Annotated in this window: 19 protein-coding genes; all 19 read left to right on the top strand. The window is 51.9% G+C overall.

From position 1 onward, the window contains the following. The first annotated feature begins 305 nt into the window (after nucleotides 1–305). The 19 genes from adhE to IM700_RS08120 all read left to right on the top strand — a co-directional run bounded on the left by adhE (nucleotide 306) and on the right by IM700_RS08120 (nucleotide 26,698). Nucleotides 306–2,921 carry a bifunctional acetaldehyde-CoA/alcohol dehydrogenase gene (gene adhE / locus IM700_RS08210; protein WP_155605493.1) on the top strand — a complete coding sequence of 872 codons (2,616 nt, stop codon included), beginning with the start codon at nucleotides 306–308 and terminating at the stop codon, nucleotides 2,919–2,921. Between the two features lie 251 nt (nucleotides 2,922–3,172). Continuing rightward, complete coding sequence (pflB, locus tag IM700_RS08205; protein ID WP_193415898.1) at nucleotides 3,173–5,434, top strand: formate C-acetyltransferase; 2,262 nt, start codon at nucleotides 3,173–3,175, stop codon at nucleotides 5,432–5,434. A 118-nt stretch (nucleotides 5,435–5,552) separates the two neighbouring features. Further along, complete coding sequence (pflA, locus tag IM700_RS08200; protein ID WP_193415899.1) at nucleotides 5,553–6,293, top strand: pyruvate formate-lyase-activating protein; 741 nt, start codon at nucleotides 5,553–5,555, stop codon at nucleotides 6,291–6,293. A gap of 208 nt (nucleotides 6,294–6,501) precedes the next feature. After that, nucleotides 6,502–7,893, top strand: coding sequence for an ABC transporter substrate-binding protein (locus IM700_RS08195; protein ID WP_193415900.1), 1,392 nt, complete (start codon nucleotides 6,502–6,504; stop codon nucleotides 7,891–7,893). 87 nt (nucleotides 7,894–7,980) lie between these two features. Continuing rightward, entirely contained in the window at nucleotides 7,981–8,865 is an 885-nt protein-coding gene (locus IM700_RS08190; RefSeq protein WP_155605489.1) for a carbohydrate ABC transporter permease, read from the top strand. After that, nucleotides 8,865–9,692: a carbohydrate ABC transporter permease gene (locus tag IM700_RS08185; RefSeq protein WP_155605488.1), complete on the top strand. Its 828-nt coding sequence runs from the start codon at nucleotides 8,865–8,867 to the stop codon at nucleotides 9,690–9,692. The genes IM700_RS08190 and IM700_RS08185 overlap by 1 nt, the downstream gene beginning before the upstream one ends. A gap of 51 nt (nucleotides 9,693–9,743) precedes the next feature. Then, a complete protein-coding gene (locus tag IM700_RS08180) occupies nucleotides 9,744–11,588 on the top strand; it encodes a cache domain-containing sensor histidine kinase (RefSeq protein WP_193415901.1) in 1,845 nt (614 codons plus the stop codon). Further along, the gene (locus IM700_RS23365; protein WP_193415902.1) at nucleotides 11,563–13,170 is read left to right on the top strand and encodes a response regulator; all 1,608 of its coding nucleotides are present in this window, start codon (nucleotides 11,563–11,565) and stop codon (nucleotides 13,168–13,170) included. The genes IM700_RS08180 and IM700_RS23365 overlap by 26 nt, the downstream gene beginning before the upstream one ends. Nucleotides 13,171–13,182: 12 nt before the next feature. Beyond that, nucleotides 13,183–14,790: a beta-N-acetylhexosaminidase gene (gene nagZ, locus IM700_RS08170; protein ID WP_193415903.1), complete on the top strand. Its 1,608-nt coding sequence runs from the start codon at nucleotides 13,183–13,185 to the stop codon at nucleotides 14,788–14,790. 205 nt (nucleotides 14,791–14,995) lie between these two features. Further along, on the top strand, nucleotides 14,996–17,197 hold the full coding sequence (locus IM700_RS08165) for a stalk domain-containing protein (protein ID WP_193415904.1): 2,202 nt from the start codon (nucleotides 14,996–14,998) through the stop codon (nucleotides 17,195–17,197). 168 nt (nucleotides 17,198–17,365) lie between these two features. Further along, nucleotides 17,366–17,827: a Fur family transcriptional regulator gene (locus IM700_RS08160; RefSeq protein WP_059043638.1), complete on the top strand. Its 462-nt coding sequence runs from the start codon at nucleotides 17,366–17,368 to the stop codon at nucleotides 17,825–17,827. A 1-nt stretch (nucleotide 17,828) separates the two neighbouring features. Beyond that, on the top strand, nucleotides 17,829–18,110 hold the full coding sequence (gene yidD / locus IM700_RS08155) for a membrane protein insertion efficiency factor YidD (RefSeq protein WP_155605483.1): 282 nt from the start codon (nucleotides 17,829–17,831) through the stop codon (nucleotides 18,108–18,110). Between the two features lie 670 nt (nucleotides 18,111–18,780). Further along, the gene (metG, locus tag IM700_RS08150; protein ID WP_193415905.1) at nucleotides 18,781–20,805 is read left to right on the top strand and encodes a methionine--tRNA ligase; all 2,025 of its coding nucleotides are present in this window, start codon (nucleotides 18,781–18,783) and stop codon (nucleotides 20,803–20,805) included. Between the two features lie 185 nt (nucleotides 20,806–20,990). Then, nucleotides 20,991–21,977 carry a metal ABC transporter substrate-binding protein gene (locus tag IM700_RS08145; RefSeq protein ID WP_193415906.1) on the top strand — a complete coding sequence of 329 codons (987 nt, stop codon included), beginning with the start codon at nucleotides 20,991–20,993 and terminating at the stop codon, nucleotides 21,975–21,977. A gap of 36 nt (nucleotides 21,978–22,013) precedes the next feature. After that, nucleotides 22,014–22,775 (top strand): metal ABC transporter ATP-binding protein, encoded by a 762-nt coding sequence (locus IM700_RS08140; protein ID WP_193415907.1) that lies wholly within the window; start codon nucleotides 22,014–22,016, stop codon nucleotides 22,773–22,775. 52 nt (nucleotides 22,776–22,827) lie between these two features. Then, nucleotides 22,828–23,631 (top strand): metal ABC transporter permease, encoded by an 804-nt coding sequence (locus IM700_RS08135; RefSeq protein WP_193415908.1) that lies wholly within the window; start codon nucleotides 22,828–22,830, stop codon nucleotides 23,629–23,631. A gap of 26 nt (nucleotides 23,632–23,657) precedes the next feature. Continuing rightward, entirely contained in the window at nucleotides 23,658–24,371 is a 714-nt protein-coding gene (locus IM700_RS08130; RefSeq protein ID WP_193415909.1) for a cytochrome c biogenesis CcdA family protein, read from the top strand. A 132-nt stretch (nucleotides 24,372–24,503) separates the two neighbouring features. Further along, entirely contained in the window at nucleotides 24,504–24,929 is a 426-nt protein-coding gene (mntR, locus tag IM700_RS08125; RefSeq protein ID WP_193415910.1) for a transcriptional regulator MntR, read from the top strand. Nucleotides 24,930–25,066: 137 nt separating this feature from the next. Then, nucleotides 25,067–26,698 carry a family 10 glycosylhydrolase gene (locus IM700_RS08120; RefSeq protein ID WP_193415911.1) on the top strand — a complete coding sequence of 544 codons (1,632 nt, stop codon included), beginning with the start codon at nucleotides 25,067–25,069 and terminating at the stop codon, nucleotides 26,696–26,698. Nucleotides 26,699–26,750: the final 52 nt, after the last annotated feature.

The following is a 26,750-nucleotide window of genomic DNA, read 5'->3' as shown; positions in this document are numbered from 1 at the left end:
CAGATGATATAAATGCGCTATGTAAAGCGCACAATAGCAGGCTTGGGCTTACAAAAATCAATTCAAAATTTTCACACAATGTAAAGTATATATGAAAATAAAATCATGGCAAGTGAAAACTTTCAATTTTTTTAAAGTATGTGAAATAATTCACTATACAAAGACCATCCCCTGTGCTATGATCAAGACATAAAGAGAAGCACACAAGCTTCATAAGGGTTAGCTTGCAAGTGAATTTTTTCACGAGACATTGATCACCCGTACCTGCAGGCAAAATCCTTAAACCACTTAGGAGGATGAGAGAGATGGCCGTTAAAAACGAAGTGGCTCCAAAAGCACAGGCAACCGCGCAAGATTACATTCAAACTTTGATCGACAAGGCGAAGAAAGCATCCGAAGCCTTCATGAGCATGGATCAAGAGCAAATCGACAACATCGTGCAAGCCATGGCTTTGGCGGGGCTCGACAAACACATGCATCTCGCGAAACTGGCGATTGAAGAAACGGGCCGCGGGGTGTACGAGGACAAAATCATCAAAAACATGTTTGCGACGGAGTACATCTGGCATAGCATCAAGTACGATAAAACGGTAGGCGTAATCGAAGATAGTCCTTACGACAACTTCCAAAAAATCGCCGAACCCGTGGGAATCATCATGGGGATTACCCCGGTGACAAACCCAACGTCAACCACCATCTTTAAATCTCTGATCGCCATCAAAACACGTAACCCGATCATTTTCGGTTTCCATCCATCCGCTCAAGCCTGCAGTACGGAAGCCGCTAAAATATTGCTCGAAGCTGCCGTTAAACACGGCGCACCGGCCGATTGCATCCAGTGGATCGAAAATCCTTCCATGGATCGCACGAACGCTCTGATGAATCACCATGACATCGCCTGCATCTTGGCTACCGGCGGATCCGCAATGGTTAAAGCCGCTTACAGCTGCGGCAAACCGGCACTGGGTGTTGGCCCTGGTAACGTTCCTTGCTTCATTGAAAAGAGCGCAGACCTGGATCAAGCGGTCAACGACCTGATCCTTTCCAAAACGTTCGACAACGGCATGATTTGTGCATCCGAGCAAGCGGTCATTATTGAAGAACCGATTTTCGACCAAGTGAAGAAGAAAATGATCGCCAACGGTTGTTATTTCGTTAATAAAGATGAAGCTGCGAAGCTGACTGCAGGCGCGATCATCGCCGACAAATGTGCAGTGAATCCTTCGATCGTCGGCCAACCTGCGGTAAAAATCGCGGAAATGTGCGGCATCGACGTGCCGGCTGGAACGAAAATTCTCGTTGCTGAAATCGAAGGCGTGGGTCCGAAATTCCCGTTGTCTGCTGAGAAATTGAGCCCTGTACTCGCTTGCTACAAAGTGAAAAACGCGGAACAAGGCATCGAACGTGCTCTGGAAGTCGTTCAATTCGGCGGCATGGGTCACTCCTCGGTCATCCACTCGGATAATGAAGAAGTGATTCAAAAATTCTCGGAACGGATGCCGACTTGCCGGATCCTGGTAAATCAGCCTTCCTCGCAAGGCGGTATCGGCGACATCTACAACACGAACCTGCCGTCGCTGACGCTGGGCTGCGGATCGTATGGACGCAACTCGACTTCGTCGAACGTCACGGCTGTCAATCTGATCAACGTGAAAAGGGTGAATCGTCGTACCGTGAATATGCAATGGTTTAAAGTGCCTAACAAAATCTACTTCGAGAAGAATTCGACGCAATACCTGGCCAAAATGCCGGACATCTCCCGCGTGCTGATCGTCACTGACCCGATGATGGTGAAGCTGGGCTATGTGGAAAGAGTGGAACACTATCTGCGTCAACGCCAAACGCCGGTTGCTATCGAAGTGTTCTCGGATGTCGAACCGGATCCATCGACGACGACCGTGGAACGCGGGACCGAGCTGATGGCCAAATTCCAACCGGACTGCATTATCGCCTTGGGCGGCGGTTCGCCAATGGATGCGGCGAAAGGCATGTGGCTGTTCTACGAATATCCGGATACCGACTTCCATAACCTGAAGCAAAAATTCATGGATATTCGCAAACGGATCTACAAATACCCACGTCTGGGACAAAAAGCGAAATTTGTTGCGATTCCAACAACGTCGGGTACGGGTTCCGAAGTCACCTCGTTTGCGGTTATTACGGACAAAGTCAACGGCAACACGAAATATCCTTTGGCGGATTACGAGTTGACGCCGGACGTGGCGATCATTGACCCTGAATTTGTATACAGCTTGCCGAAGGTTGCGGTAGCCGATACCGGTATGGACGTACTGACACATGCAATCGAAGCTTACGTGTCGGTGATGGCCAACGACTTTACGGACGGCCTCGCGATCAAAGCGATCCAACTGGTGTTCGAGTGGCTGGAGAAATCCGCGCTGACCGGCGACAAACTGGCCCGCGAGAAAATGCACAACGCTTCGACCCTGGCGGGTATGGCGTTCGCGAACGCATTCCTCGGCATCAACCACAGCTTGGCGCATAAATGGGGCGGCCAATACCATACGGCGCATGGACGCACGAATGCGATCCTGATGCCGCATGTGATCCGGTACAATGCGAAGAAACCTACGAAATTCGCCGCTTGGCCGAAATACACGAACTTCGTGGCCGACGAGCGTTACGCGGAAATCGCCCGTATCCTGGGACTTCCGGCTCGCACGACGGAAGAAGGCGTGAAGAGCTTGATCAAAGCCATCCGCGACCTGAACAAAAAACTGGGCATTCCGGAAACGTTCCAAGAGCTTGGCTTCGATCCGAAGGATTTTGAATCGCGCGTCGATTACTTGGCAGATCGTGCCTTTGAAGACCAATGTACGACGGCGAATCCGAAGCTGCCGCTCGTAACTGAACTGGCTGATGTATATCGCGACGCCTTCTACGGAAGATTTGAAGAATAAGTGAACATCGCTTCATGAAAACGTGACAAATATCACTTAATGTGATATTTGTCACAATCTTTTTATAGGACATAAGCTATGATTACATTATAAATGATCCCTCATAGAGTGATGATGGAGTGGAACCCCGGTCCGGATGGCCGGGCACAATTATTGTCTAAGTTGTGAAAAGTATCACAAATTTTAGGGATCATGAGGCGCGGGATATATCCTTCAAACCGCGACCACTATATAAAATGGAGGGAATAAAGATGTCGGTGATCGAAAAAGAAGTGCAAGAAGTGCAAAACGCATGGAGAGGCTTCAAACCGGGCAAATGGATGAATGAGGTGAATACCAAGGATTTCATCGATACGAACATCACGCCTTATGTCGGTAACGAATCTTTCTTGAAAGGCGCTACGGCTAACACGAAGGCCTTGTGGGAAATCGTATCGGGCTTGTCCAAGAAAGAAAGAGAAGCTGGCGGCGTATTGGATGTTGACGTAAACACGCCTTCGACCATTACTTCCCATGCTCCTGGATACCTTGACAAAGACAAAGAACAAATCGTTGGTGTGCAAGGCTCCGCGCCTTTCCAACGCACGATCCGTCCTAACGGCGGCATCCGGATGGTTATTACCGCTTGTAAAGCTTACGGCTTTGAGCTTCCGGAAGATATCGTGGATCTGTACACGAACGTTCGTAAAACACATAACCAAGGCGTATTTGATGCCTATACTGCAGATATGAGAAACGCTCGTCATACCGGGATTATCACCGGCTTGCCAGATGCTTACGGCCGCGGCCGCATCATCGGCGACTATCGCCGCGTAGCCCTGTACGGCGTGGACTTCCTGATCAATCAAAAGAAACAAGAGCATGCCGAACTTGATGTTGACGTGATGAGCGAAGAAGTCATTCGCCAACGCGAAGAGTTGTCCGAGCAAATCCGCGCTTTGGGCGAGTTGAAACAACTGGGTCAAATGTACGGGTTCGACATCGCTAGACCAGCAAACAATGCGAAAGAAGCTTTCCAATGGCTGTATTTCGGATACCTTGCAGCCGTTAAAGAACAAGACGGCGCTGCAATGTCCCTTGGCCGCGTATCTTCGTTCCTCGACGCTTATATCGAACGCGACCTGGCTGAAGGCGTGTTGACGGAAGAAACGGCTCAAGAGCTAGTTGACCACTTCGTCATGAAACTGCGGATCGTAAAATTCCTGAGAACTCCGGAATACAACGAATTGTACAGCGGCGACCCAACTTGGGTAACCGAATCGATCGGCGGGATGTCTGTACAAGGCGTAACCCGCGTAACAAAGAACAGCTTCCGCTTCCTGCACACGCTCTACAACCTGGGGGCTGCTCCAGAACCAAACCTGACCGTGCTCTGGTCGGATAAACTGCCGGACGCGTTCAAGAAATTCTGTGCCAAAGTATCGATCGAAACCAGTTCGATCCAATACGAAAACGACGATTTGATGCGTCCGATCTACGGCGACGACTACGGTATCGCTTGCTGCGTATCTGCAATGAGAATTGGTAAACAAATGCAATTCTTCGGCGCTCGCGCGAACTTGGCAAAATGCTTACTGTACGCGATCAACGGCGGTAAAGACGAAAGATACGGATCGCAAGTAGGTCCGGAATATCCAGCGATCACTTCCGAATATCTCGAATATGACGAAGTCATGAAACGTTTCGTTCCAATGATGGAATGGTTGGCTAAATTGTATGTAAATACGCTGAACGTCATTCACTTCATGCATGACAAATACGCTTACGAACGGATCGAAATGGCGCTTCATGATCGTGATATCCTGCGTACGATGGCTTGCGGTATCGCTGGTCTGTCGGTTGTGGCCGACTCGCTTAGCGCGATCAAATACGCGAAGGTTAAACCGGTTCGCAATGAGAATGGCATCGCCGTTGACTTCGTTACCGAAGGCGAATACCCTTGCTACGGCAACAACGACGACCGTGTTGACCAAATCGCGGTGAACTTGGTAGAAACATTCATGGGCATGATTCGCAAACACCAAACTTACCGGAACGCATTGCCAACACAATCGATCTTGACAATTACCTCGAACGTTGTATATGGTAAGAAAACAGGTACAACGCCTGACGGACGTAAAGCCGGCGAACCGTTCGCACCAGGTGCGAACCCAATGCACGGCCGCGATAAGAAAGGTGCCTTGGCTTCCCTGAGCTCGGTAGCGAAACTGCCTTACGAGCACAGCTTGGACGGCATCTCGAACACCTTCTCGATCGTACCTAAGGCGCTGGGCAAAGACGAAGATACCCGCATCTCGAACCTCGCTTCGATGATGGGCGGATACTTCGGCAGCAACGCACATCACCTGAACGTTAACGTATTCGACCGTGAGACTTTGCTAGACGCAATGGATCATCCAGAGCAATATCCACAGCTGACGATCCGCGTATCGGGTTATGCGGTGAACTTCATCAAGTTGACTCGCGAGCAACAGCTTGATGTCATCAACCGGACGTTCCACGGCAAAATGTAAGAACCTTCTGCTGACAGGCAGCAATAATACAAGCTGAACGATAGAATGGGGAGTTAGGCCAATCGCCTTTCTCCTCATTCTTTTATCGGCCGGCTTATCATGGAAAGGGTGACGGAAGATGCTTAAAGGTCGCATACATTCATTGGAAACTTTCGGAACGGTAGATGGGCCGGGGATTCGCTTCGTCCTCTTTATGCAGGGCTGCTTGCTGCAGTGCCAGTATTGCCATAACCCGGACACCTGGAGCCTGACCGAAGGCAAGGAAATGACCGTAGAAGAAGTGCTTGCCGAAATCGAGCCGTACTTGAGTTATTACCGTTCTTCGGGCGGCGGACTGACGGTATCCGGCGGCGAAGCCACGCTGCAGGCGCCGTTCGTCACCGAATTGTTCCGGGAAGCGAAGAAACGCTGGAACCTTCATACGACGCTGGATACGAACGGATACAATGAAGGGGACAAGATTCGCGATCTGCTGGACGTTACCGATTTGGTGCTGCTGGATTTGAAGCATATCGACAACGAGAAACACATCAAGTTGACCGGCAAGCCAAATGATCGGATGTTGAAGATGGCGCACTGGTTGTCTGACCACGACCGGAAAATGTGGATCCGTCATGTTTATGTTCCCGGCATCCACGAAGATGAGCAGGATTTACTGGAGCTTGGGCGGTTTATCGGCAGTCTCCGAGGCGTAGAAAAATTCGAAATTCTCCCTTACCACCAAATGGGGATTTACAAATGGCAGGAACTCGGTTGGGCTTATCCACTCGAAGGCGTGCCTTCCCCGACGGATGAGGAGATCGAACGAGCTTATCGGTTGATTCATGAAGGCGAGCAGCAAACCGCAGCTAAATCCTAAATATGTGTAAGTAAATCTTACATCAAAACTTAATATCCCAACCTTAAACGGTTAAACCTTTCGATAGATGTTAGGTTTAACCGTTTTCATTTTGCGATTTAGATGATATTATCCCCTTAATAGAAAAATGTCCTCCTTATCAAAGCTGATGGCGCTTTCTATAATGAGGGTGTATCACATAAACGAGTTTGAGGAGGGTCTATAGAACATGAGGAAGAGTTTAACGCTGTTGCTATCTCTTGTGTTTATCGCATCCGCGCTGCTGGCGGGCTGCGGCAATTCCAATTCCGGGAATAACGGAAAGAATGCTGCCCCGGCGAACGAAGGTCAGAGCACGTCGAATGCGGGGACGGAAACGGAAACGAATAACGATCCGTTTGAAATTACGATCCGTCACACGCAGGTTGGGGATTCCAAGAAATTCCGCCTGGCGATGCTGGAGGATGTAGTCAAACAAACGGAAGCCGCCGTGCCAGGCTTAACCATCAAGCTGGATGCGGTCGATTCTGAAGTAAACCGCAAAGAAAAACTGCGGGGTGAGATGGCCGCAGGCAAACCGCCGGAAGTCTTCGACGTATTCGGCAGCCCGGATGCCCAGCTGTATGCCAAAGAAGGCTTGATGCTGGACTTGACGCCGATTATCGAGGAGTTGGGCATTAAAGATAAATTTACGACACTGGATCCGTTTACCCTGGACGGTAAAGTGTACGGCCTGCCGATCGGCGGTTCGATCGAAGGCTACTTCTACAATAAAGAATATTTCGAGGCCAAAGGCCTGACGGTGCCTAAGACGCTTGGAGAACTGGAGCAACTCGCCGAGAAAATCAAGGCGGACGGTAAAATTCCGTTTGCTCAGTCCTCCAAGGATGCTTGGATTCCGCTGATGACAACCAACAACCTGTGGTCGTACTATGCTGGACCGGAGATCACGTATGGCTTCAAAACAGGTACAACAAAATGGACCGATGAGAAGATGGTTACGGCCATCGCGAAACATCAGGAATGGGTACAAAAGGGTTACTACAAGAAAGGCGAGCTGGGTTTCGAATACGCAGATATGAGAAACCAAGTCATTACGGGCGAAGCGATCATGATGATGGACGGCTCCTGGGCCAACTCCGTGTTCCGTGATCCGGCTCAAGCCGGCGATATGGTCGGAAAAATCGGGTTCTTCAATATGCCGCCGGTGAACGCAGGCGATCCGGTAGTTGTCATGCAGGACGCCAATAACGGTTATGGCTTCTCCAGCGCCGTTGCAGAGGATCCGCGGAAGCTTGCGGCTGTCAAGGAATTCATCAAAAACATGTGGACGGACGAAATGCAGCTGCGCGGCTTGAAAGAAGACGGTGTACTGCCGGCGATGAAAATGGATCTGGAACAAATGAAAACGGCGTCCGACGACCCGTTGATGCAGGATATATTCAAAGCGGTCAGCGAAATCGGCACCTCGTTCCCGGCATTTGACGCCCTCGTGCAAGCGGAAGTCAACACGGCGCTTAGCATGGGCATCCAACAAATCATCGGCGGTGAAATCGAACCGGCGAAGATGCTGGAAAATGTACAGGCGGCGCAAGAAGCGGCCAATGCCGCAGCAGAGTAATCATCTAATATGATCATCGAGCAAGGGCGTCAACCGCCGGCAGCGGTCCGGGGGGACGCCCTTGCTTCCAACTACGGAGGGATTGGCATGAACAAAGCGCTCAGAAGTCCTCTGATCTATGGTTTGTTTGTTCTCCCGGCATTGATCTTGTTCTTTGCCTTTTTCATTTATCCGATCTTCACGGCCATCAACAACAGCTTTACTAGTTGGAACGGCATTTCCAAACACATGACTTACATTGGATTGGATAATTACACGATGGCGTTCGAGGATCAAGCGTTCTGGAAATCGGTGCGGAACAATGTGTACTTTATTTTGTTCTCCTGCTTGGTCCAGGTGCCGCTGATCGTGTTCTTCTCCTTGCTGATTGCAAATGTAAAGAAGCTGAAGGGATTGTACAAGACGGCTGTTTTTATGCCATCGATCATGTCGACGGCCGTCATCGGGATATTGTGGGGGTTCATTTATAATCCCGATTTTGGATTGATGAATCAATTGCTAGGCGTGTTTGGGATTTCCCCGGTGTATTGGTTATCCGACAAGAATTGGGCGATGATTTCTATCCTCATTACGAATGCCTGGCAGTGGACGGGGTTCTATATCGTCATGGTGTTGGCGGCGATCCTGGCGATTCCTCGCGAGCTAGACGAAGCGGCGGCGATCGACGGGGCGAACGGCATTCAACGAGCCGTCAAAATTACGATTCCGTTAATTATGCCGATTATTAGCGTCGTCATCATGCTGTCGGTAGCCGGAGCCATGAAAGCGGCCGATATCGTCTTGGTCATGACCAAAGGCGGCCCGGCCGGTTCGACGGACGTCATGGCAACCTATATGATCCGCTACGCGATCACCAGCTTCCGCCATGGATTTGGCAATGCCATCGCGGTGCTCATTTTTGCGTTTACGATCATCATTACCGCCGTGTACCAAATCCTCGTGGTCAGACGCACAGAAAGGATTGAATACTGATGAGAATGCTAAAAAAGTCGATCCCGCATCTGTTTCTCATGGCGTATCTACTCATCATTTTGTATCCGTTTCTGTTCGTGTTGTTCTCCTCGGTCAAAACCGATAACCAGGCGATTGCGTCGAATCCGTTTGGTTTGCCGTCGTCGATCATATTCGATAATTACGTGAATGCATGGGTTAACGCCAAGATCAGCACGTTTTTCTTTAACAGCTTATACATCGGCGTATTGTCAGCTTGCTTGTCCATCTTCTTTGCAGCGATGCTGGCGTTTGCAGTGACGCGCATGCGGTACAACCGAATCAGCGCGATCGTGTTCCAGCTCATCCTGCTGGGGATGCTGATCCCGAACAATTCGCTGCTGCTGCCGATCTATGGCATGATGCGGAACTTGAATGTGCTCGACACGCATATGGCGTTGATATTGCCTTATGTGGCCAACGCGATTCCTTTTTCGGTCATCATTTTGGCAGCATTCATGCGCTCCATCCCCGGAGAAATTGAAGAGGCTGCCGTCATGGACGGCCTATCTTCGTTAGGGATGTTCTTCAAAGTCATGCTCCCTCTGACGGTGCCGGCGATCGTGACCGTGTTCATCATCAATTTTCTCGGCAATTGGAACGAGTTTTTGCTGGCCAATTATTTTCTGTCCAGTGAAGAACTGCGTACGCTCCCGGTTGGTATGGTGGGTTTCCGAGACGCATACAACACGAATTATGCACAAATGTCGGCAGGGATCGTGTTCAGCGTGCTGCCGGTCATGATCATCTATGCGGTGCTCCAGGAAAAAATAATTGAAGGCGTTACGGCCGGCAGCGTTAAAGGATAGACGGGGGCATGTTAAAATAAGGGGAGTCTTACCAATTGGGAGCTGCCGCCGATGAATTTACGGATCAAACTATTTACCGCCTTTTTAGGATTAGTGATCATTCCCTTATTTGTGCTTGGCATTATCACGTTCTTCGTCACGTTCAACTCGATCGAGAAGAAATACAGCCAGCAGGCGGAATATTCGCTGAAGGCAATCGGCTACAGCATCAAGAACGTCTTCCAGGAGATGGACAATGTCACCGATAACGGCATTGCCAAAGGGGTGTTTCAGGCGGCATTGTCAGCCAAAGACCCGGATACCCAGGATTTGACGGCCACGACGCAGCTGGAGCTGAACGCCAATCAGCGAAATTTCCGATCCTTGCTGTATAGCCATCCGGCCATCGATTACGCGTTTCTGTATAACATTCACGGGGGCCGGGAATCCAATGTTATCGCTATTTTCAATAAGGAAAATTTTGAGACGCTGCCCTACGAGAAATTCAAGGAGCATCCTTTATATACGGAAGTGATGGCTCTAAACGGCCAACCCAAATGGATCGCTCCGCACGAATATCCGGAACTCACCGGGTCGGACAACGTGTTTACGCAAATTCGCCTGATTAAGGAGCTTAGCAATCTGGAGCGGGTTGGCGTGTTGGTGGTGCAGATCAAGAACTGGGAGTTCGAGAAGATTTTTCAGAACCTGAAGCTCGGCAGCCAGATGCGGGATACCCGGTTTATGTTGGTCAATGATAAGGGCCTGATTCTGTACGATTATCAATCAGAGCTGGACGGTCAGCAAATCGGAGCTTATCTGCTGAAGGACTGGGAGTTGGGCGAGGGGTATCGGAGTTTTAAAGGGAAATTTAACGGGAAAGAGAGCGTCGTCTCGATTTACAAATTGCAGGATTACCCGTGGAGCCTCGTCTCGGTGACTTCATGGAGTTATTTGTCGCAGGAGGTGACGACCTTTGCAAAATGGTTTGTCGCCATTATCTGTGTATGCGTATTGACGGCGATGTTGTTTAACTTCATCTTTATCAATCGGATTACCGGAACGATCGGCGTGATCGTACGGTTCATGCGCAAGGTCGAGAGCGGCGATCTGAACGCCCGCGTGGATGAGAAAGGCGATGACGAGCTGCTTCTGCTGCAAAAAGGCTTTAACAATCAAATGGATAAAATCAATGAGCTGTTTGATCAGGTCAAACGGGAACAACTGCAGAAGGCGAACGCCGAGCTGCGCGTCCTCCAGGCCCAGATTAAGCCGCATTTCCTCTTTAATACGCTGGAATCGATCAACGTGCTCGCGGTTCAGAATGAAGGGCGTAAGGTCAGCGAGATGGTGCTCCGTCTTGCCAGCATTTTGCGAATCAGCATTCAGGATAAGGAAGAGATCAAGCTGAGCTTGGAAGTCGAGCATTTACGCAGCTATCTAGAAATACAAAAATTCCGGTTTGATGAACTGTTTGAGTATGTTATCGATATACCGGACGAGATGAAGAACTGCCTGCTGTTAAAATTGACCCTGCAGCCCCTCGTGGAGAACAGCATTCAGCACGGGTTTGAGGGGATCGACTATAAAGGCAGGATCACGGTCACGGGGAGAATGGAACAGGACCGCATCCTGCTGAGAATCGAAGACAACGGAATTGGGATGACGAACGAGCAGCTGGCGAACATTCAATACGCGGATATGGACGATCCGGCATACCGTTCCTTGGCGCCTTATCCAAGTCATGAACGCCGGGGGCTGGGACTCCGCAGCGTGTATGACCGGCTGAGGTATCAGTATGGGAGCAGGTATGGATTATTTATTTGTTCGCTGCCCGGATATGGAACAACGATTCAATGTGTGATACCAAGATATGGGGCGGGTGATTTCGATGAGATTAAAAGCGTTGCTGGTTGACGATGAAATTCATATTCTCACGAACTTGTCGAAGGTATTGCCTTGGGAAGATATGGGGTTCGATAGCGTCTTACTGGCCAAGAACGGAAAGGAAGCGTTGGAGCTGGCCTCCATTCATCGTCCCGACTTGATCTTAAGTGATATCCGCATGCCGGTCATGGATGGGATTCAATTGCTGCAAGAGCTCCGGGAGCGCGAAATTCCTTGCGAAATCTTGCTGTTGACCGGGTATCAGGAATTTGAGTATGCTCGAACTGCGATCCGTTATGGCGTCAAGGATTACATTTGCAAGCCGATCAATTACTTTGAGCTGGAGGAAACGGTTCGGGGAGTTGCCAAGCAGATTCGTGAGAAACGCAAAACCCAAAATAAGGAACAGCGGCTGAATCAGGTGGTTGATCTGGCCAACGAGAACTTCCTGCTGCATTCCCTGCTTGGGCAGGAGACGGATGGGGAGGGGCTGCTGTGGGACGACGAAGACGTTGGAGTAGAACAACGCCGTTACGCCATGCTTCTCTTGGATCTGGAGGGATATTCGCATCGTTCGATCGTTTGGACACTCCATGAGCGCAAAGCTTGGAATTTGCATATCAAGCATGCGCTAAAGGACATCTTTGGCGTGGTGCTATCCGACTTGGTCGTGCTCCAGATCCGTGAAGGAGAATGGTGTCTGGTATTCCCGGCCACCGAATCGGATCGGTCGTATGGGGAGGACACGCTGATGCCAGGATTTGAACGTATACGGCAGCTGATCCATAGCAAGGAGGAACTGCCGGTTCGAATCTGTATGACCGCACAGCCGCATCGGTTGCAGGAACTATCGGTGTTGTACCATCAATTGCAGCATCGGTTGATTTTGGGATCGGCGCAGGAAGGGTTCGTGAGAGCCGACACAGCGCCTGCGGACGAGGACCGTTCAAGGAAAGACGCGATGGAATTGCAATGGGGCTGGATCGAACAGCTGGGGACCGGATTGCGTAATGGAAGCCAAGAGGTCTTGGACCGCATCGCCGGAGAACTAAAATCGTATTTCGGCCGTCTGGATGAACAGAGGGCGGGTGCGGCCGAGAAGTTGATGCACTACCTGCTTATTCATTTGCTGCGCGAAATGCGTGAGCTGCAGATGCTGCCGCGAGAACAGGAAGAAGCGTTATGGCAGCGGCTACGGGAACCGATGAGCTTGAAGGAGCTGCTATCGCTGATCGTCTCGCTCCTTGAGCAGTCACGCAGCTGTTTGTCGGCGAAGAAGTCCACGGAGCTGCTAATGATGTCCGCGCAGAATTATATTCAGAATCATCTTGGCCGCGACTTCGGGATCGAGGATATCGCCGATTATCTCGGCATCAGCAGCAGTTATTTCTGCTTGCTCTTCAAGAACCATTTCGGCGAAACGTTTGTGGAGTACCTAACGAAACAGCGGATGGAGATGGCGAAATGCCTGCTGCGCAGCAGCGAGCGTTCGATCGCGCAGATCGGGACCTCCATCGGTTACCAGGAACGGCGTTATTTCACCAAGGTTTTTCAGAAGTATACCGGCATGACGCCGTCGGACTTTCGGCAGAAGGAATCGAACGTATCTTAAGGGGGATAACTCGTGGATGGGAAGGCATGGACGTTAGAGGAGAAGATCGGGCAGCTGTTTATTTGCGGATTTCATAGCCTGGTGCCGGACGAACACATTCAAACGCTGGTGCAGCGTTACCATGTAGGCGGCGTGGTCTATTTCCGGCGGAATATCGCCTCGGTGGAGCAGCTCGCTGAGCTTTCGCGAAGCTTACAAGCGCTGCCCCGCAGCAGGCCGGAGCTTCCGCTGTTCGTTTCGATTGATCAGGAGGGCGGCATGGTATCCCGGTTGGATCATGAGGGGATGAGCCGCATTCCCGGTAATATGGCGCTAGGGGCAGCCGATGATCCGTCGTTGACGGAGGATGTGGCGCGGCTGGCGGCGAAGGAGATGCTGCAGCTCGGCATCAACTTCAACTTTGCGCCTTGCGTCGACGTCAACAACAACCCGGCGAATCCGGTGATCGGCGTACGTTCGTTCGGAGAGCGTCCGGATCGAGTGGCCGTTCAGGGAGCTGCGGCGGTACGCGGCTATCAGACCCAAGGCGTGATCGCGACGGCCAAGCATTTTCCGGGCCACGGGGATACGGCAGTGGACTCCCACCGCGGCTTGGCCAGCGTCCCGCACGGGAAGGAGCGGCTGCACCAAGTCGAGCTGGCGCCGTTCCGCGAAGCGATTGCGGCAGGCGTCGATGCGATTATGACGGCGCATGTGATCTTCCCGGCGTTCGAGCCGGACGGGATCCCAGCGACGTTATCACGTCGCGTGCTGACTGGCTTGCTACGCGAAGAGTTGGGCTTTGGCGGGCTGATCGTCACCGACTGCCTGGAGATGAAGGCTATTGCGGAGCATTACGGCATCGCCGAAGGGGCGGTGCAGGCGATCGAAGCCGGCGCGGACCTCGTGCTCGTGAGCCATACGCTGGCGGACCAGCGCGCGGCGATTGAACGGGTGGCCGAAGCGGTGCGGAGCGGCCGGATCAGCGAAGCGCGGATCGACCGCTCGTTAGAGCGCATTCTGGCGCTCAAGGCGAAGCGGATCGGCAGCGCGGAACAGGCGTTAACTGCCGCGACCGCGGGGGAAGGGCCGCTGACGCCGGAGGCGGAGAGCGGTGCGCTATTGCGGAGAGCGGCAGAGCGCAGCATGACCCTTGTGAAGGGTGCGGGCAGCCTGCCGCTTGAGAGCGATCGGCCGGTGCTGGTCGTCTGGCCGGAGCTGCGGCACCGCACCGAAGTCGATGAGCCGGCGGTGCATCCCTATACGCTAGCGGATGCTCTACGGCCGCTTCATGGCCAGGTATCTGCGACGGTGATCGGCACACAGCCCAGCGACGAGGAGATAACCACGGTGATGGAACGAAGCAAAGAGTTCGACCAGATCGTTGTGGCAACCTATACGGCGGAAGGGGGGATCCCCGAAGGCCAGCAATCCTTGGTGCGGCGGCTTCTGCAGCTTCCAGATAAACGCCTGATCATCGTGTCTACGCGGAATCCTTACGATTTGCTCGCGTTTCCGGAGATCGAGACGTATCTCTGTTTATACGAGAACCGCCCTTATTCACTGGATGCAGCCGCTAAGGTCTTGGTTGGCCAAGCGCAGCCACAAGGAGTATTACCGGTCAGCTTGATCCAAGGTTAATGAAAGGTTTTGCGGCAACGCCCGGGAGTGTTTTCCGGGCGTTTTTTGTGGTGATTTGTCAAAAAATAAAGGAAAATGCGGCAACGAACGACTTCTTTTGCCAATTTATTGTCGTTCGTGTCAGCAACTTTTCGTTTTTACTTGCGTTTAATACATTGTGAGATAAAGGGTGCTTTATAAAATGGGAGAGTAAGGGAGTTTAGGCATGAATTTAAAGAGATTGTTGATCACCACGATGTTGGTAGCATCGCAAATTTCCATGGTGCTTCCGGCTAGCGCGGAGGAAATGGGGCAAGGGAACGGCGTGGATCCGTCGACTGTGACGCAGCAGCCTGCGAATAACGGGACATCGACCCAACCAACCGATGTTGTCCAACCCGGCGATACGCCTTTGGATCAAGGAACGAATGATGGAACGACGGGGGAAACGATTCCCGGAGATAGCCAGGACGGGACGGAGAACGGTGACGAATCTTTGCCTCCAACCAGCCCGGTAACCCCGCCAGCAGATCAAGGCACGCAAAACCAGAGTAACTCGGGCCAATTGATTTTGATGGTGAACAGCAACAAGATGTACCAGAACGGGAAGGAGTACCTTGCCGGCTATCCAATGGAAGTAAAGGACGGCGTATCCTACATTTCGATCCGGGCGATCGTGGAACGGGCGGGATTCCAGCTGTCTTTTGACAATAAAACCAAGGAAACGATCATCAAGCGAGGCAGCGACGAGCTTCGGTTCAAATTGAATACGACCTCTTACAAGGTCAATGGCGTAACGCAGACGATGCGTGGGAAATCTTATTCAGCCAAGAATAACTTCATGGTGCCGTTGACGGCGATTACGAAGGCCTTAAATATCACGTATTCTTACGATTCGGTAGGCAAACGAGTGATCGTTAATTTGAATACTCTGCCGTATGCATCGTTTACGATTGGCAACAATGAAGTGGTCGCCGGTGAAACGCAGGTTCAGTATGTAACGAATGCTTCCTCGCCGATTGGACTTCCGATCGTAAACGAGGAGTGGATCGGGCGCCAGGATATGTTCATGACGCCGGGGGATTACACCGTTACATACCGGGTTCAGGATTCCAGCGGTCAATGGAGTAATCCGTATACGCTGACGATTCATGTCAGCAAGCCGCATACGCCGCCGGTAGCGAATTTTACGACGGATAAAGACACCTATAAAATGGGTGAAATGATCACTTACACTGACCTCAGTACGGATGAAGTGGCCATCACCGAACGCGTGTGGGAAAATAAACAACTGGCGTTCTTTACGCCAGGGCAGATGACGATCCGCCTGAAGGTCGTCAACAAATTTGGTTTGTATTCGACCGTAGAGAAGACGATTACGATTACGAACGAAACGCTCTATACGCGGGACGAATTCAACAAGCTGTTTATGCCTGTAGGGGAAAAATATACGTTTGACGGTACACAGGTGCCAAGCTGGGAACGGCTCAAATACGCGTTCACTTCCGAAGCGGTAACGTTGATCCGCAGCAATAGCCCGGAAACGGTCTATTCCAAAGGGATTCTGTATAAGGAAGCCGCCATCGGAAATACGCGCTTCATGATCCACCACGCCAATGCGACCGGGAAATCGGTCAAAATGTACGTCATCGCGACGAACAATAATGGTGAAACGACGCGACTAACGCAGAGCAACCTGGGTTTTGGCGGTCCGAGCAATTACGCTACAGCGGCGGGGAAAGCTTCGGTACAGCGTTATTATGAGTCGATGCAAACCGGCAACAAATACAAGGATACCTGGTTTGCTCCAGGGGAAAGCAAGATCATCCTGAACGAGCTGAGCGCTACCTCAATGAAGCAGGGAGATGTCATCTCGCTGTTTGCGGACTTGTACAGCGATCACACCTTGAATTACACGGTCATTATGGTGGATCAGGATCAAGACCCGTTCAAGACTTTGCCTTATCTGAGTGCATTAGCACCTGATATTCATAATCGCGGTACCTATATGGAGGCCAACCGCAATATCGAAGTGACCGATCTGATCGGCAATACGCCATCCCGGTTGTTGATTGGCGATAACTCCAGTGACCCATTCCTGATCGGATACGACGGTCCAACCGGGGAATATCGCATGAACGCCGGTAACTTCGGCGTCTTGTACCGGATCAAGCTGTACCGCGTCGCCCCAAACACACTGATCTCGTTTAATCCACGTGGGGGTGCTTATATGGGAGCGGTTATGGTCAACGGGGACATCGTGGGATTGGCGAACGTTGGCGGACTCAGCGCCCCTAACGATAACGGCGTGCTGTTCCGCACCGGGGAACGCGAGCAAACCGTGGATCTGATTTTCACGGCGGCTCCGGGCAGCAATTTGTCCGTCAACCTGCTGTTCCAGCAGATGCCGGAGAAGAAGAGCGAGTAAGAACGAATGAGCCTAAAGGCACGGCGCCCCAGCGTCGTGCTTTTTTGGTTAAGGTTAGAAGCGGATAAGCTGCACGCAATGCATATCCGATCTCATTGACGGAGCATTTGATTTGGGGCATTATTAGAGAAGACGCATGGATTAAGGGGTAGACGGGAGGAATGTCACATGCTGTCGACCGAAGAAATTATTAAAGTGATGTCCAGCCGGGGGCTGCGGATTACCGACCAACGCAAAAGCTTGGCCAAGCTGTTCGCCGAGCGGGACGGTTATTTGACCCCAAAGGATGTCTATGAATATATGGGCAAGGAGTACAGCGGTCTCAGCTTCGATACCGTATACCGCAATCTCCGGGTTATGGAGGAGCTAGGCGTGCTGGAGCAGGTCGTATTTGAAGACGGCCTCAAGTTCAGAGCCAGCTGCAGCAGCGAGGGGCATCATCACCATCATATGATCTGCCTCCAGTGCGAGAAGACGTATCCGATCCATTTCTGCCCGATGCCGCTGACGGACGCGCCGGAGCAGTTCCAGGTCGTGAAGCATAAATTCGAGGTTTTCGGGTATTGCAAAAACTGTCGTCCGGACGGCAAACCGCAGGATGCCGCGCCGGAGCCCAACGAGGTATCCTGAGATGGGCGTGGTCCGCAAAACGTTTCAGGCCCCGATCCATGTCTACCGCAAGTTTATTTCGCCGCTGAAACCGCCAACCTGTCGTTTTTATCCGACCTGCTCGGCGTATGCTTTGGAGGCGATCGAGGTGCATGGCCCGCTGAAAGGCTCCTGGCTGGCGGCGAAACGGATCGTCAAATGTCAGCCGTTCCATCCGGGCGGATATGACCCGGTTCCCCCTAAGGCGGAGAAGAAGCCCGGGGGCGAGCAAGGCACGCCGCCGCTGAATGGCGGACAAGCCTGATCGCTTCGGGGAAGAGGCCGGCTCCGAGGCGGCTTGACACGGTTTGGAAATTTTTTTAATATAAAACGTAAGTTCAAATTAAAATGTAAGTTCAAAAAAATCAAGATTCGACGCCGAGTTTTCTTCTTGAACTGCTTCGTGATCGAAAGCTGACTTTTTGAACAACTTCTATTGTGTCCAGTGAACGGATGAGTACAGGGATAAGATCCAGCTACAGAGAGCCGGGGAAGCTGCAAACCGGTCTGGAACATCTTTGGAATATGGTCCGGGAGGAACCGTTTTCGAGCCGAGTGGGATGCGTTCTGCGCAGCGCACGGGTAAGGGAATGGCGTACGGTCCGGCGTTAACGGACGGTCGGTTTCGACCAATGGAGCCCGTTGCCTGCGAAGGTACGGGGAATTTGGGTGGTAACGCGTGAGAACTCTCTCGCCCCATGATGGGGCGGGAGTTTTTTGTTTTAATTGGAATGAAATGAAAGTTCAAAAAGTCAGGTTTCCAGCACCGAGAAGGTTGGATGAAGCTAGGGACTGAGTAGCGGAGCGTAGCTGGAAGCTACGAGAGCAACGGAAGGCCCGGTTGAATTCAAGATTCGACGTCGATTTCGCTTCATGAATGGCTTCGTGATGGAAAGCTGACTTTTAGAACAACCTCTAAAGGAGATGACGGTACAATGTCCACCAACAAACCAACATTCTACATTACAACACCGATCTATTATCCCAGCGATAAGTTGCACATCGGCCATGCCTACACGACGGTAGCCGGGGACGCCATGGCGCGGTATAAACGGTTGCGCGGCTTTGATGTCCGCTATTTGACGGGGACGGATGAGCACGGGCAGAAGATTGAGCAGAAAGCGAAGGAAAAAGGCCAAACCCCGCAGCAGTTTGTGGATGGGATCGTGGCGGGGATTAAACAGCTTTGGGATAAACTGGACATTTCTTATGACGACTTTATCCGCACGACGGAACCCCGGCATAAGGTGGTCGTGGAGGAGATTTTTGACCGACTGCTGAAGCAGGGGGATATTTACAAAGGGGAATACGAGGGCTGGTACAGCATTCCTGATGAGACCTATTATACGGAATCGCAGCTGGTTGACGTCGTTCGTAACGACAAAGGCAAAGTGATCGGCGGGAAAAGCCCGGAAAGCGGCCACGCCGTGGAGTTGTTGAAGGAAGAGTGTTACTTCTTACGGATGAGCAATTATGTCGACCGATTGCTGAAGTATTATGAGGAAAATCCGGATTTCATTCAGCCGGAGTCACGAAAGAACGAGATGATCAACAACTTCATCAAGCCGGGATTGGAAGATTTGGCCGTGTCGCGGACAACATTCGACTGGGGCGTGAAGGTCAAAGGCGATCCGAAACATGTTGTGTACGTGTGGATCGATGCTTTGTCCAACTACATCACAGCACTGGGTTACGGCTCGGACCATCCGGAGCTGTATGAGCGGTTTTGGCCGGCAGATGTACACCTCGTTGGCAAGGAGATCGTCCGATTCCATACGATTTATTGGCCGATCATGCTGATGGCGTTGGGACTGCCATTGCCGAAGAAGGTGTTTGGTCATGGCTGGCTGCTGATGAAGGGCGGTAAAATGTCCAAATCGAAGGGCAACGTCATGGACCCGAATGCACTGATCGACCGCTATGGGCTTGACGCGACCCGTTACTATTTGCTGCGTGAGGTGCCATTCGGCTCGGACGGTTCGTTTACGCCAGAAAGCTTTGTGCAGCGGGTCAATTCCGATCTCGCCAATGACCTTGGTAACCTGTTGAACCGGACGGTGGCGATGGTTGAGAAGTATTTTGGCGGTGAAGTACCGGCTTATCAGCCTAATGCAACGGCGTTTGACGCCGAGTTGGAACAAGTGGCGGTGGATACGGTTCGCAAGGTGGAAGAGGTGATGGAGAAAATGGAATTCTCCGTGGCGCTGACCTATATCGGGGCGTTTATCAGCCGCACGAACAAATACATCGACGAGACGCAGCCATGGGTGCTGGCTAAAGACGAAGCGAAGCAAGGCGAACTTGCTTCGGTGATGGCGCATCTGGCCGAGTCGCTGCGGATCGCTTCGATTCTGCTGCAGCCGTTCCTGACGCAAGCGCCGAAGAAGATCTGGGCGCAGCTCGGGATCGCTCCCGGGGAGCTCACGACCTGGGAGAGCGCCAAGACGTTTGGCCGACTCCCGGCTGGAACGAAGCTTGTCAAAGGTGAGCCGATCTTCCCGCGGCTTGACGCGGAGCAGGAAATCGAGTTCATTTCGAGCTCGATGAGCGGAGGCACGCCGGCGGCAGAGGCCGCAGCTCCGGCAGACGCTGCGGCGTCGACTCCAGCTCCGGCGGTGGAACAGCCAGAGCCGAAGGAGGAAATCGGCATCGACGATTTCGCCAAGGTGGAGCTGCGCGTAGCGCAGGTACTGGCTTGCGAGCCGGTACCGAAGGCCGACAAGCTGCTGAAGCTGCAGTTGGACTTGGGCTACGAACAACGTCAGGTCGTGTCCGGCATTGCTAAGTTTTACAAGCCGGAAGAACTCGTTGGACGCAAAGTGATTTGCGTGACCAACCTGAAGCCGGTGAAGCTGCGCGGCGAGTTGTCGCAGGGGATGATTCTGGCCGCTTCGCAAGGCGACCAACTGACGTTGGCGACGGTGCCGGATTCGATGCCGAACGGCGCTATTGTCAAGTAAGCAAGGTTTGCAGACGTGATCAACGCGTCAAAATATCGGTGTCATGCGACCGCCAGGGGAACTCCCTCTGGCGGTTTTGTTTGTGGCGTCTTCATTAAAGGAAGAATAATAGAGGTTGACAATCGTAGGAGAATGGCCCTATAATCCTTGTTGGTAATCATTACGATTAAGAGAGGGAGTTATTTATGCTTATACATAGATCCAAGCGGGCGCTGATCCTCGCGGTGGCGCTGCTTACCATCACGCTGACTTTGTCGGGCTGCGGAAAGAGTTCGGACAGCGGAACCATCGTGGAGGGGAAGGTTAACGTCATCACTAGCTTTTATCCCATTTACGAATTTGCCAAAGCGATCGGGGGAGAGGAAGCCAACGTTATCAACCTGCTGCCCACGGGGGTCGAGCCGCATGATTGGACGCCGCGCAGCCAGGATATTTTGAATGCGTCCAAAGCGCAATTGTTCTTGTATAACGGAGCAGGGCTGGAGGGCTGGGTCCCGAACTTCCTGAAAGGCTTGGGCGGTGACAAAGAGGTGCAAACCGTGGAGGTCAGCCAAGGCATTGATTTGATCGAAGCGGATGGGGACGATGGTCATGGACATGGCGAGGAATCGGAGTCGAACTCGGGGCATGAGGGAGAGGAAGCCGACCATCACGTCGATCCGCATACTTGGGTTAGCCCCAAATCCGCAATCGTGATGGCGGAGAATATCAAGAACAACTACATTGAGGTAGATCCGGCTCATGAGGCAACCTATGAAGCCCGCTATCAGGAGTTGATTGGACAATTGCAGGCGCTGGATGCCAAGTTTACCGAGCAATTATCCGCGCTGCCAAACAAGGAGATTGTCGTTTCCCACCAGGCCTTCGGCTATTTGTGCCGGGATTACGGCTTAACCCAACATGCGATCATGGGGCTCTCGCCCGAAGCCGAGCCGCGGGCTCAGGACCTGGTAGCCCTGTCGAAGATGGTGAAGGAAGAGGGCATCCGCTATATTTTCTTCGAGGAGCTTGTATCGGATAAGTTAGCCAAAACGCTGGCTTCCGAAGCTGGCGTGGAGACCTTGGTCTTGAATCCGGTGGAAGGGTTGACGAAAAACCAAGCACAAGCGGGGGACAATTATTTTACGTTGATGGAGAAAAATTTGCAAAATCTGATCCAAGCTCTACAATAAGAAGAAAACTACATGTACCGGAAGGACGCTATATAAATGATATCCGACGCAAATACGGCACAGGAAGCCGTTTGTCATGATAGTGTAATCGAGCTCGACCACGTCTCCTTTGCTTACCAAGAGCAAAAGGTCATCAACGATTTCAGCTTTCGAGTTCGTGAGCGGGATTTTGTTGGCGTGATCGGTTCCAACGGCGCGGGGAAAACGACGCTGCTGCGAATGATGGTAGGCTTGCTGCAGCCGACGGAAGGGCAAATCCGCTTGTTTGGCGAACCAATTCGGCGCTTCCGCGATTGGGAGCGAATCGGTTATGTGCCGCAGAAGAACGCCTTTAACCCGCTATTTCCGGCGACGGTCCGCGAAGTCGTGATGTCCGGCCTATACAACAATAAGAAGCTGTTTCGCCGCATCGGCCGCGAGGAGCAACGTAAATGCGATGATGCGCTGGAAGTAATGCGAATCGGCGAGATCCAGGATAAACGGATCGGTCAGCTTTCGGGCGGCCAACAGCAACGTGTATTTTTGGCGCGGGCGCTCGTCAACAAACCGGATCTGCTCGTTTTAGACGAACCTACAGTCGGTATCGACGCACAGACGCAAGCCGACTTTTTTGAATTAATCTTTCATATGCACGCCCATCATCATATGACGTTTTTGATGGTCTCCCATGATATCAGCATGATCGAAGGTCAGCTGGGCCATGAACCCCGTGAGCATTGCGGGGCGATTAAATTTTACGTGCGTCATTCGCACGAGCAGGACTGCGCGATCCCGGACCTACAGCATTCGTTGGTTTAGCCTACGCTTTCGAGGCCGTTTTGCTTCGAAAAACTTTTAGGAGTTGTTGATTTTGGAAATATTATCCGCTGATTTTTTTCAAAGAGCGCTGGCTGGAGGTCTGCTTATTGGGCTGACGGCACCGCTGATCGGGATCTTTCTGGTATTGCGCCGCCTATCGATGATCGGGGATACATTGGCCCATGTGACGATTGCCGGGGTGGCCTTAGGTTTCTTAGTTGGTGTATACCCCGTAGGGGTTGGTTTAGCTTTTGCGGTGATCGCCTCGTTTGCGATCGAGAAGCTGCGCAAAGCTTATAAAGGCTACGCCGAGCTGTCGATAGCCATCATCATGTCCGGGGGCGTTGCGCTAGCTTCCCTGTTCTTCACACTAGGGATGGGTTACAATACAGATGTGGTCAGTTATCTGTTCGGCAGTATCTATACGCTGGATACGACGGACTTGTACGTGGCATTTGGCGTCACCTTGGTAGTGGTCATCGTCGTCGCGGCGTTTTTTAAGGAGTTCTTCTTGCTCACCTTTGAGGAGGATGCCGCTTCGGTGAGCGGCCTTCCGGTAAAGCTGCTGAATTTGCTGCTGACGGTCATGACGGCGTTGGTAATCAGCACCGCGATTAAGATCGTTGGCGCTTTATTAGTCTCGGCCTTGTTGACGATTCCAGCCGCCTGCAGTCTGTTGATCGCCCGAAGCTTTAAGACGTCCGTTCTATTCTCCGTCATCATAGCCGAAATTGCGGTCGTGGCGGGATTGATTGTGGCGGGCATCTGGAATCTGGCACCGGGTGCCACGATCGTGCTGCTGCTGATCTGTATGTTGATACTTACTTTGCTGGGCAAACGGGGATTTTCCGCCTAGCCCGCAAGGGTACATAGGGGGTTCATATGGCCGACATCCATCTCGGGCTTGCTTTTGGCGCGGGAGTAGCTTCCTTTATTTCGCCTTGCTGCTTGCCCTTATATCCGTCTTATTTGTCCTATATCACCGGGATGTCCGTGCAGCAGTTGAAGACGGAGCAAAGCAAACGAGACGTCCGGTTCCGGACGATGACGCATACGCTGGCGTTTATCCTCGGTTTCTCCGTCGTCTTTTACACATTAGGGTTCGGCGCCGGTTTGTTTGGAGAATTCTTTAATCAATACCGCGGGTTGATCCGGCAATTATCCGCTATTCTGATCATTTGCATGGGTTTGTTTCTTATGGGGATCTTCCAACCGCGGTTTTTGCTGAAGGAACGAAAAATGGACCTGAAGTTCAAACCTGCCGGTTATGTTGGATCATTTATTTTCGGGATCGGTTTTTCGGCGGGTTGGTCGCCTTGCGTTGGACCGATCCTGGCGGCGATTATCGCGCTGGCTGTGACGGAGCCGGGAACCTGGATAGGACTCATTACCGCGTATACGCTAGGATTTGCCTTACCATTTTTTGCGCTGGCCTTCTTTATCGGTTCGACGAAATGGATCCTCCGTTATTCCGCGATCATGATGAAAATCGGGGGCGCTTTGATGCTGCTGATGGGGGTGCTGCTCTTCACGAACCGCATGGCCCAAATCACCATTTGGCTGCAGCTAATCACGCCCGAATGGTTGAAGTTCTAGGGTTGGATATAGGAAAGTGTACCGATGCGCACTTGCCAACGGACAATCAGAACATGTATCATTAACAGAGTAATGTTAACCTGCGTGTACATGTTTGTCCGCGTCAACTCATGGAAAAGAGGGAATCGATAGATGCCAACGCCCAGTATGGAGGACTATTTGGAGCGTATTTACAAACTGATCGACGAGAAGGGATACGCGCGCGTGTCCGATATCGCGGAAGGTTTGGAGGTTCATCCTTCCTCCGTCACGAAGATGATTCAAAAATTGGACAAGGATGAATATTTGATTTACGAGAAGTACCGGGGCCTTGTCTTGACCAACAAAGGAAAAAAAATCGGCAAACGGCTCGTGGACCGACATCAACTGCTCGAGGAGTTCCTTGGCATGATTGGCGTTGAACACGAGAACATTTATAAAGACGTCGAAGGCATTGAGCATCATTTAAGCTGGGATTCCATCACACGTATTGCAACGCTAGTGGAGTATTTCAAGCGCGACACCTCTCGCATCCGCGACCTGGAGACGGTCCATCAGGAACTGATTAGCGAATCATAGAAGAAGCATCTGTCTTTGAAGATAAGGCAGATGCTTTTTTCTTTTTTGCCCCCAGGAGCGCAACTCTTGACCTCTGCCAGACGTTAAAGAGAGTAACGCGGTTTGTCCGTACATAAAGAATGATGTGGAGGATTCTGATGAAATTTCGTAAATGGTTTATTCCTTTTCTTGTGTTGCTCTTCTTATGGCCTTATTCCGGAAATACGCCGGCAGCTGCCTCATCCGACATTCGGATTATTCTCGATGGTGTCGAGTTGTCCTCCGATACTTCGCCATACATTAAGCCCGGAGCGAACGTCACCATGGTCCCCCTTCGGGTGATTAGCGAAAACCTGGGAGCCCAGGTGGCCTGGTCCCAAACCGATAAAAAAGCGACGATTCAAAAAGACGGCAGCACGATTGTGCTTACAGTGGGGGATTCCACGGTTCAAGTGGACAGTAGCGCTATTCGCCTTGAAGCGTCCGTAGAGATCAGTTCGGGACGAACGATGGTCCCGCTTCGCTTTGTCAGTGAGCAGCTTGGAATTGCCGTTGATTGGAATGGACAAACTCGCACGATTTCGCTGACGAGTGGATCTGCGGAAGAGCCATCGGTTCCCGGCACAGGCGGGGGAGTTCCGCAAGGCGAGGTTCCTCAGCCTCCGGCTTCGGGCGATACCGCTAATGGGCTGCGAGGCGTTTGGGTATCCACCGTTTCAAACCTGGACTGGCCAAGCAAAAGCTCATACGGTAAGGTGGAAGCTCAGAAAGCCGAATACGTTCAACTGCTGGACGAAGTGCAGGCGATGGGCATGAACGCGGTATTCGTTCAAGTGCGCCCGTCGGCGGACGCGATCTACCCGTCCTCGTTGGTGCCATGGACCTCCTATTTGACAGGAACAGCTGGAAAGGATCCGGGATATGATCCGTTGCAGTTCCTGATTGAGGAGACGCACCGTCGCGGCATGGAATTCCATGCTTGGTTTAATCCGTTCCGTGCCAGCACAGGCGGCGACGCCAGCAAGCTTCCGGCCAATCATGTGGCGAACCTGCATCCGGAATGGATCGTAAAGTTCGACGGCAAGCTTTACATCAATCCGGGGATTCCGGAAGCCCGGGATCAAGTCATTCACGCGATCATGGAAGTCGTGAACGGATACGATATCGACGGAGTTCATTTGGACGATTATTTCTATCCAACCGGGGAAACGACCTCAAAGATATTTGCGGATGATGCGGCGTTTAAAGCCTATAACGTCAAGAAAATCGCAAATAAGGGCGACTGGCGCCGGGACAACATCAATCAGTTCGTACAGAAGCTGGGACAAAGCGTTGCCCAAGCCAAACCAAGCGCGTCTTACGGTATCAGTCCGTACGGGGTTTGGCGAAACAAGTCGAACGATTTAACGGGTTCTGATACGAAAGCCAGCGTTACGGCCTACGACAGCACATATGCCGATGTTCGTACCTGGATCAAACACGAGTGGATCGATTATGTGGCTCCGCAGATCTATTGGAGTATGACGCGCAAAGAGGTTCGGTATGACCTGCTGGCGGACTGGTGGGCCAGCGAGGTTAGAGGTACAAACGTGAAGCTCTATATCGGCCACGCGCCATATAAGCTGGGGACACCGGAGATTGGATGGTCCAGCGCGCAGGAAATCATCGACCAATTGAATTACAACCGCCAAGTTCCCGAAATCAGCGGCAGCATCTTCTTTAGCGCCAAGGATCTGCGGAAGAACCCGCTGGGCTTGATCCCGCTGCTGCAGTCTTATTATGGGATGTAGGCAGCTATAGGCATACGTACAGCCCCTCCCAACATACATAAGCAATAGACTG

It is taken from the genome of Paenibacillus rhizolycopersici, assembly GCF_014947195.2.
GTDB classification, from domain to species: domain Bacteria; phylum Bacillota; class Bacilli; order Paenibacillales; family Paenibacillaceae; genus Fontibacillus; species Fontibacillus rhizolycopersici.
This window is presented reverse-complemented; position numbering and strand designations above follow the sequence as displayed.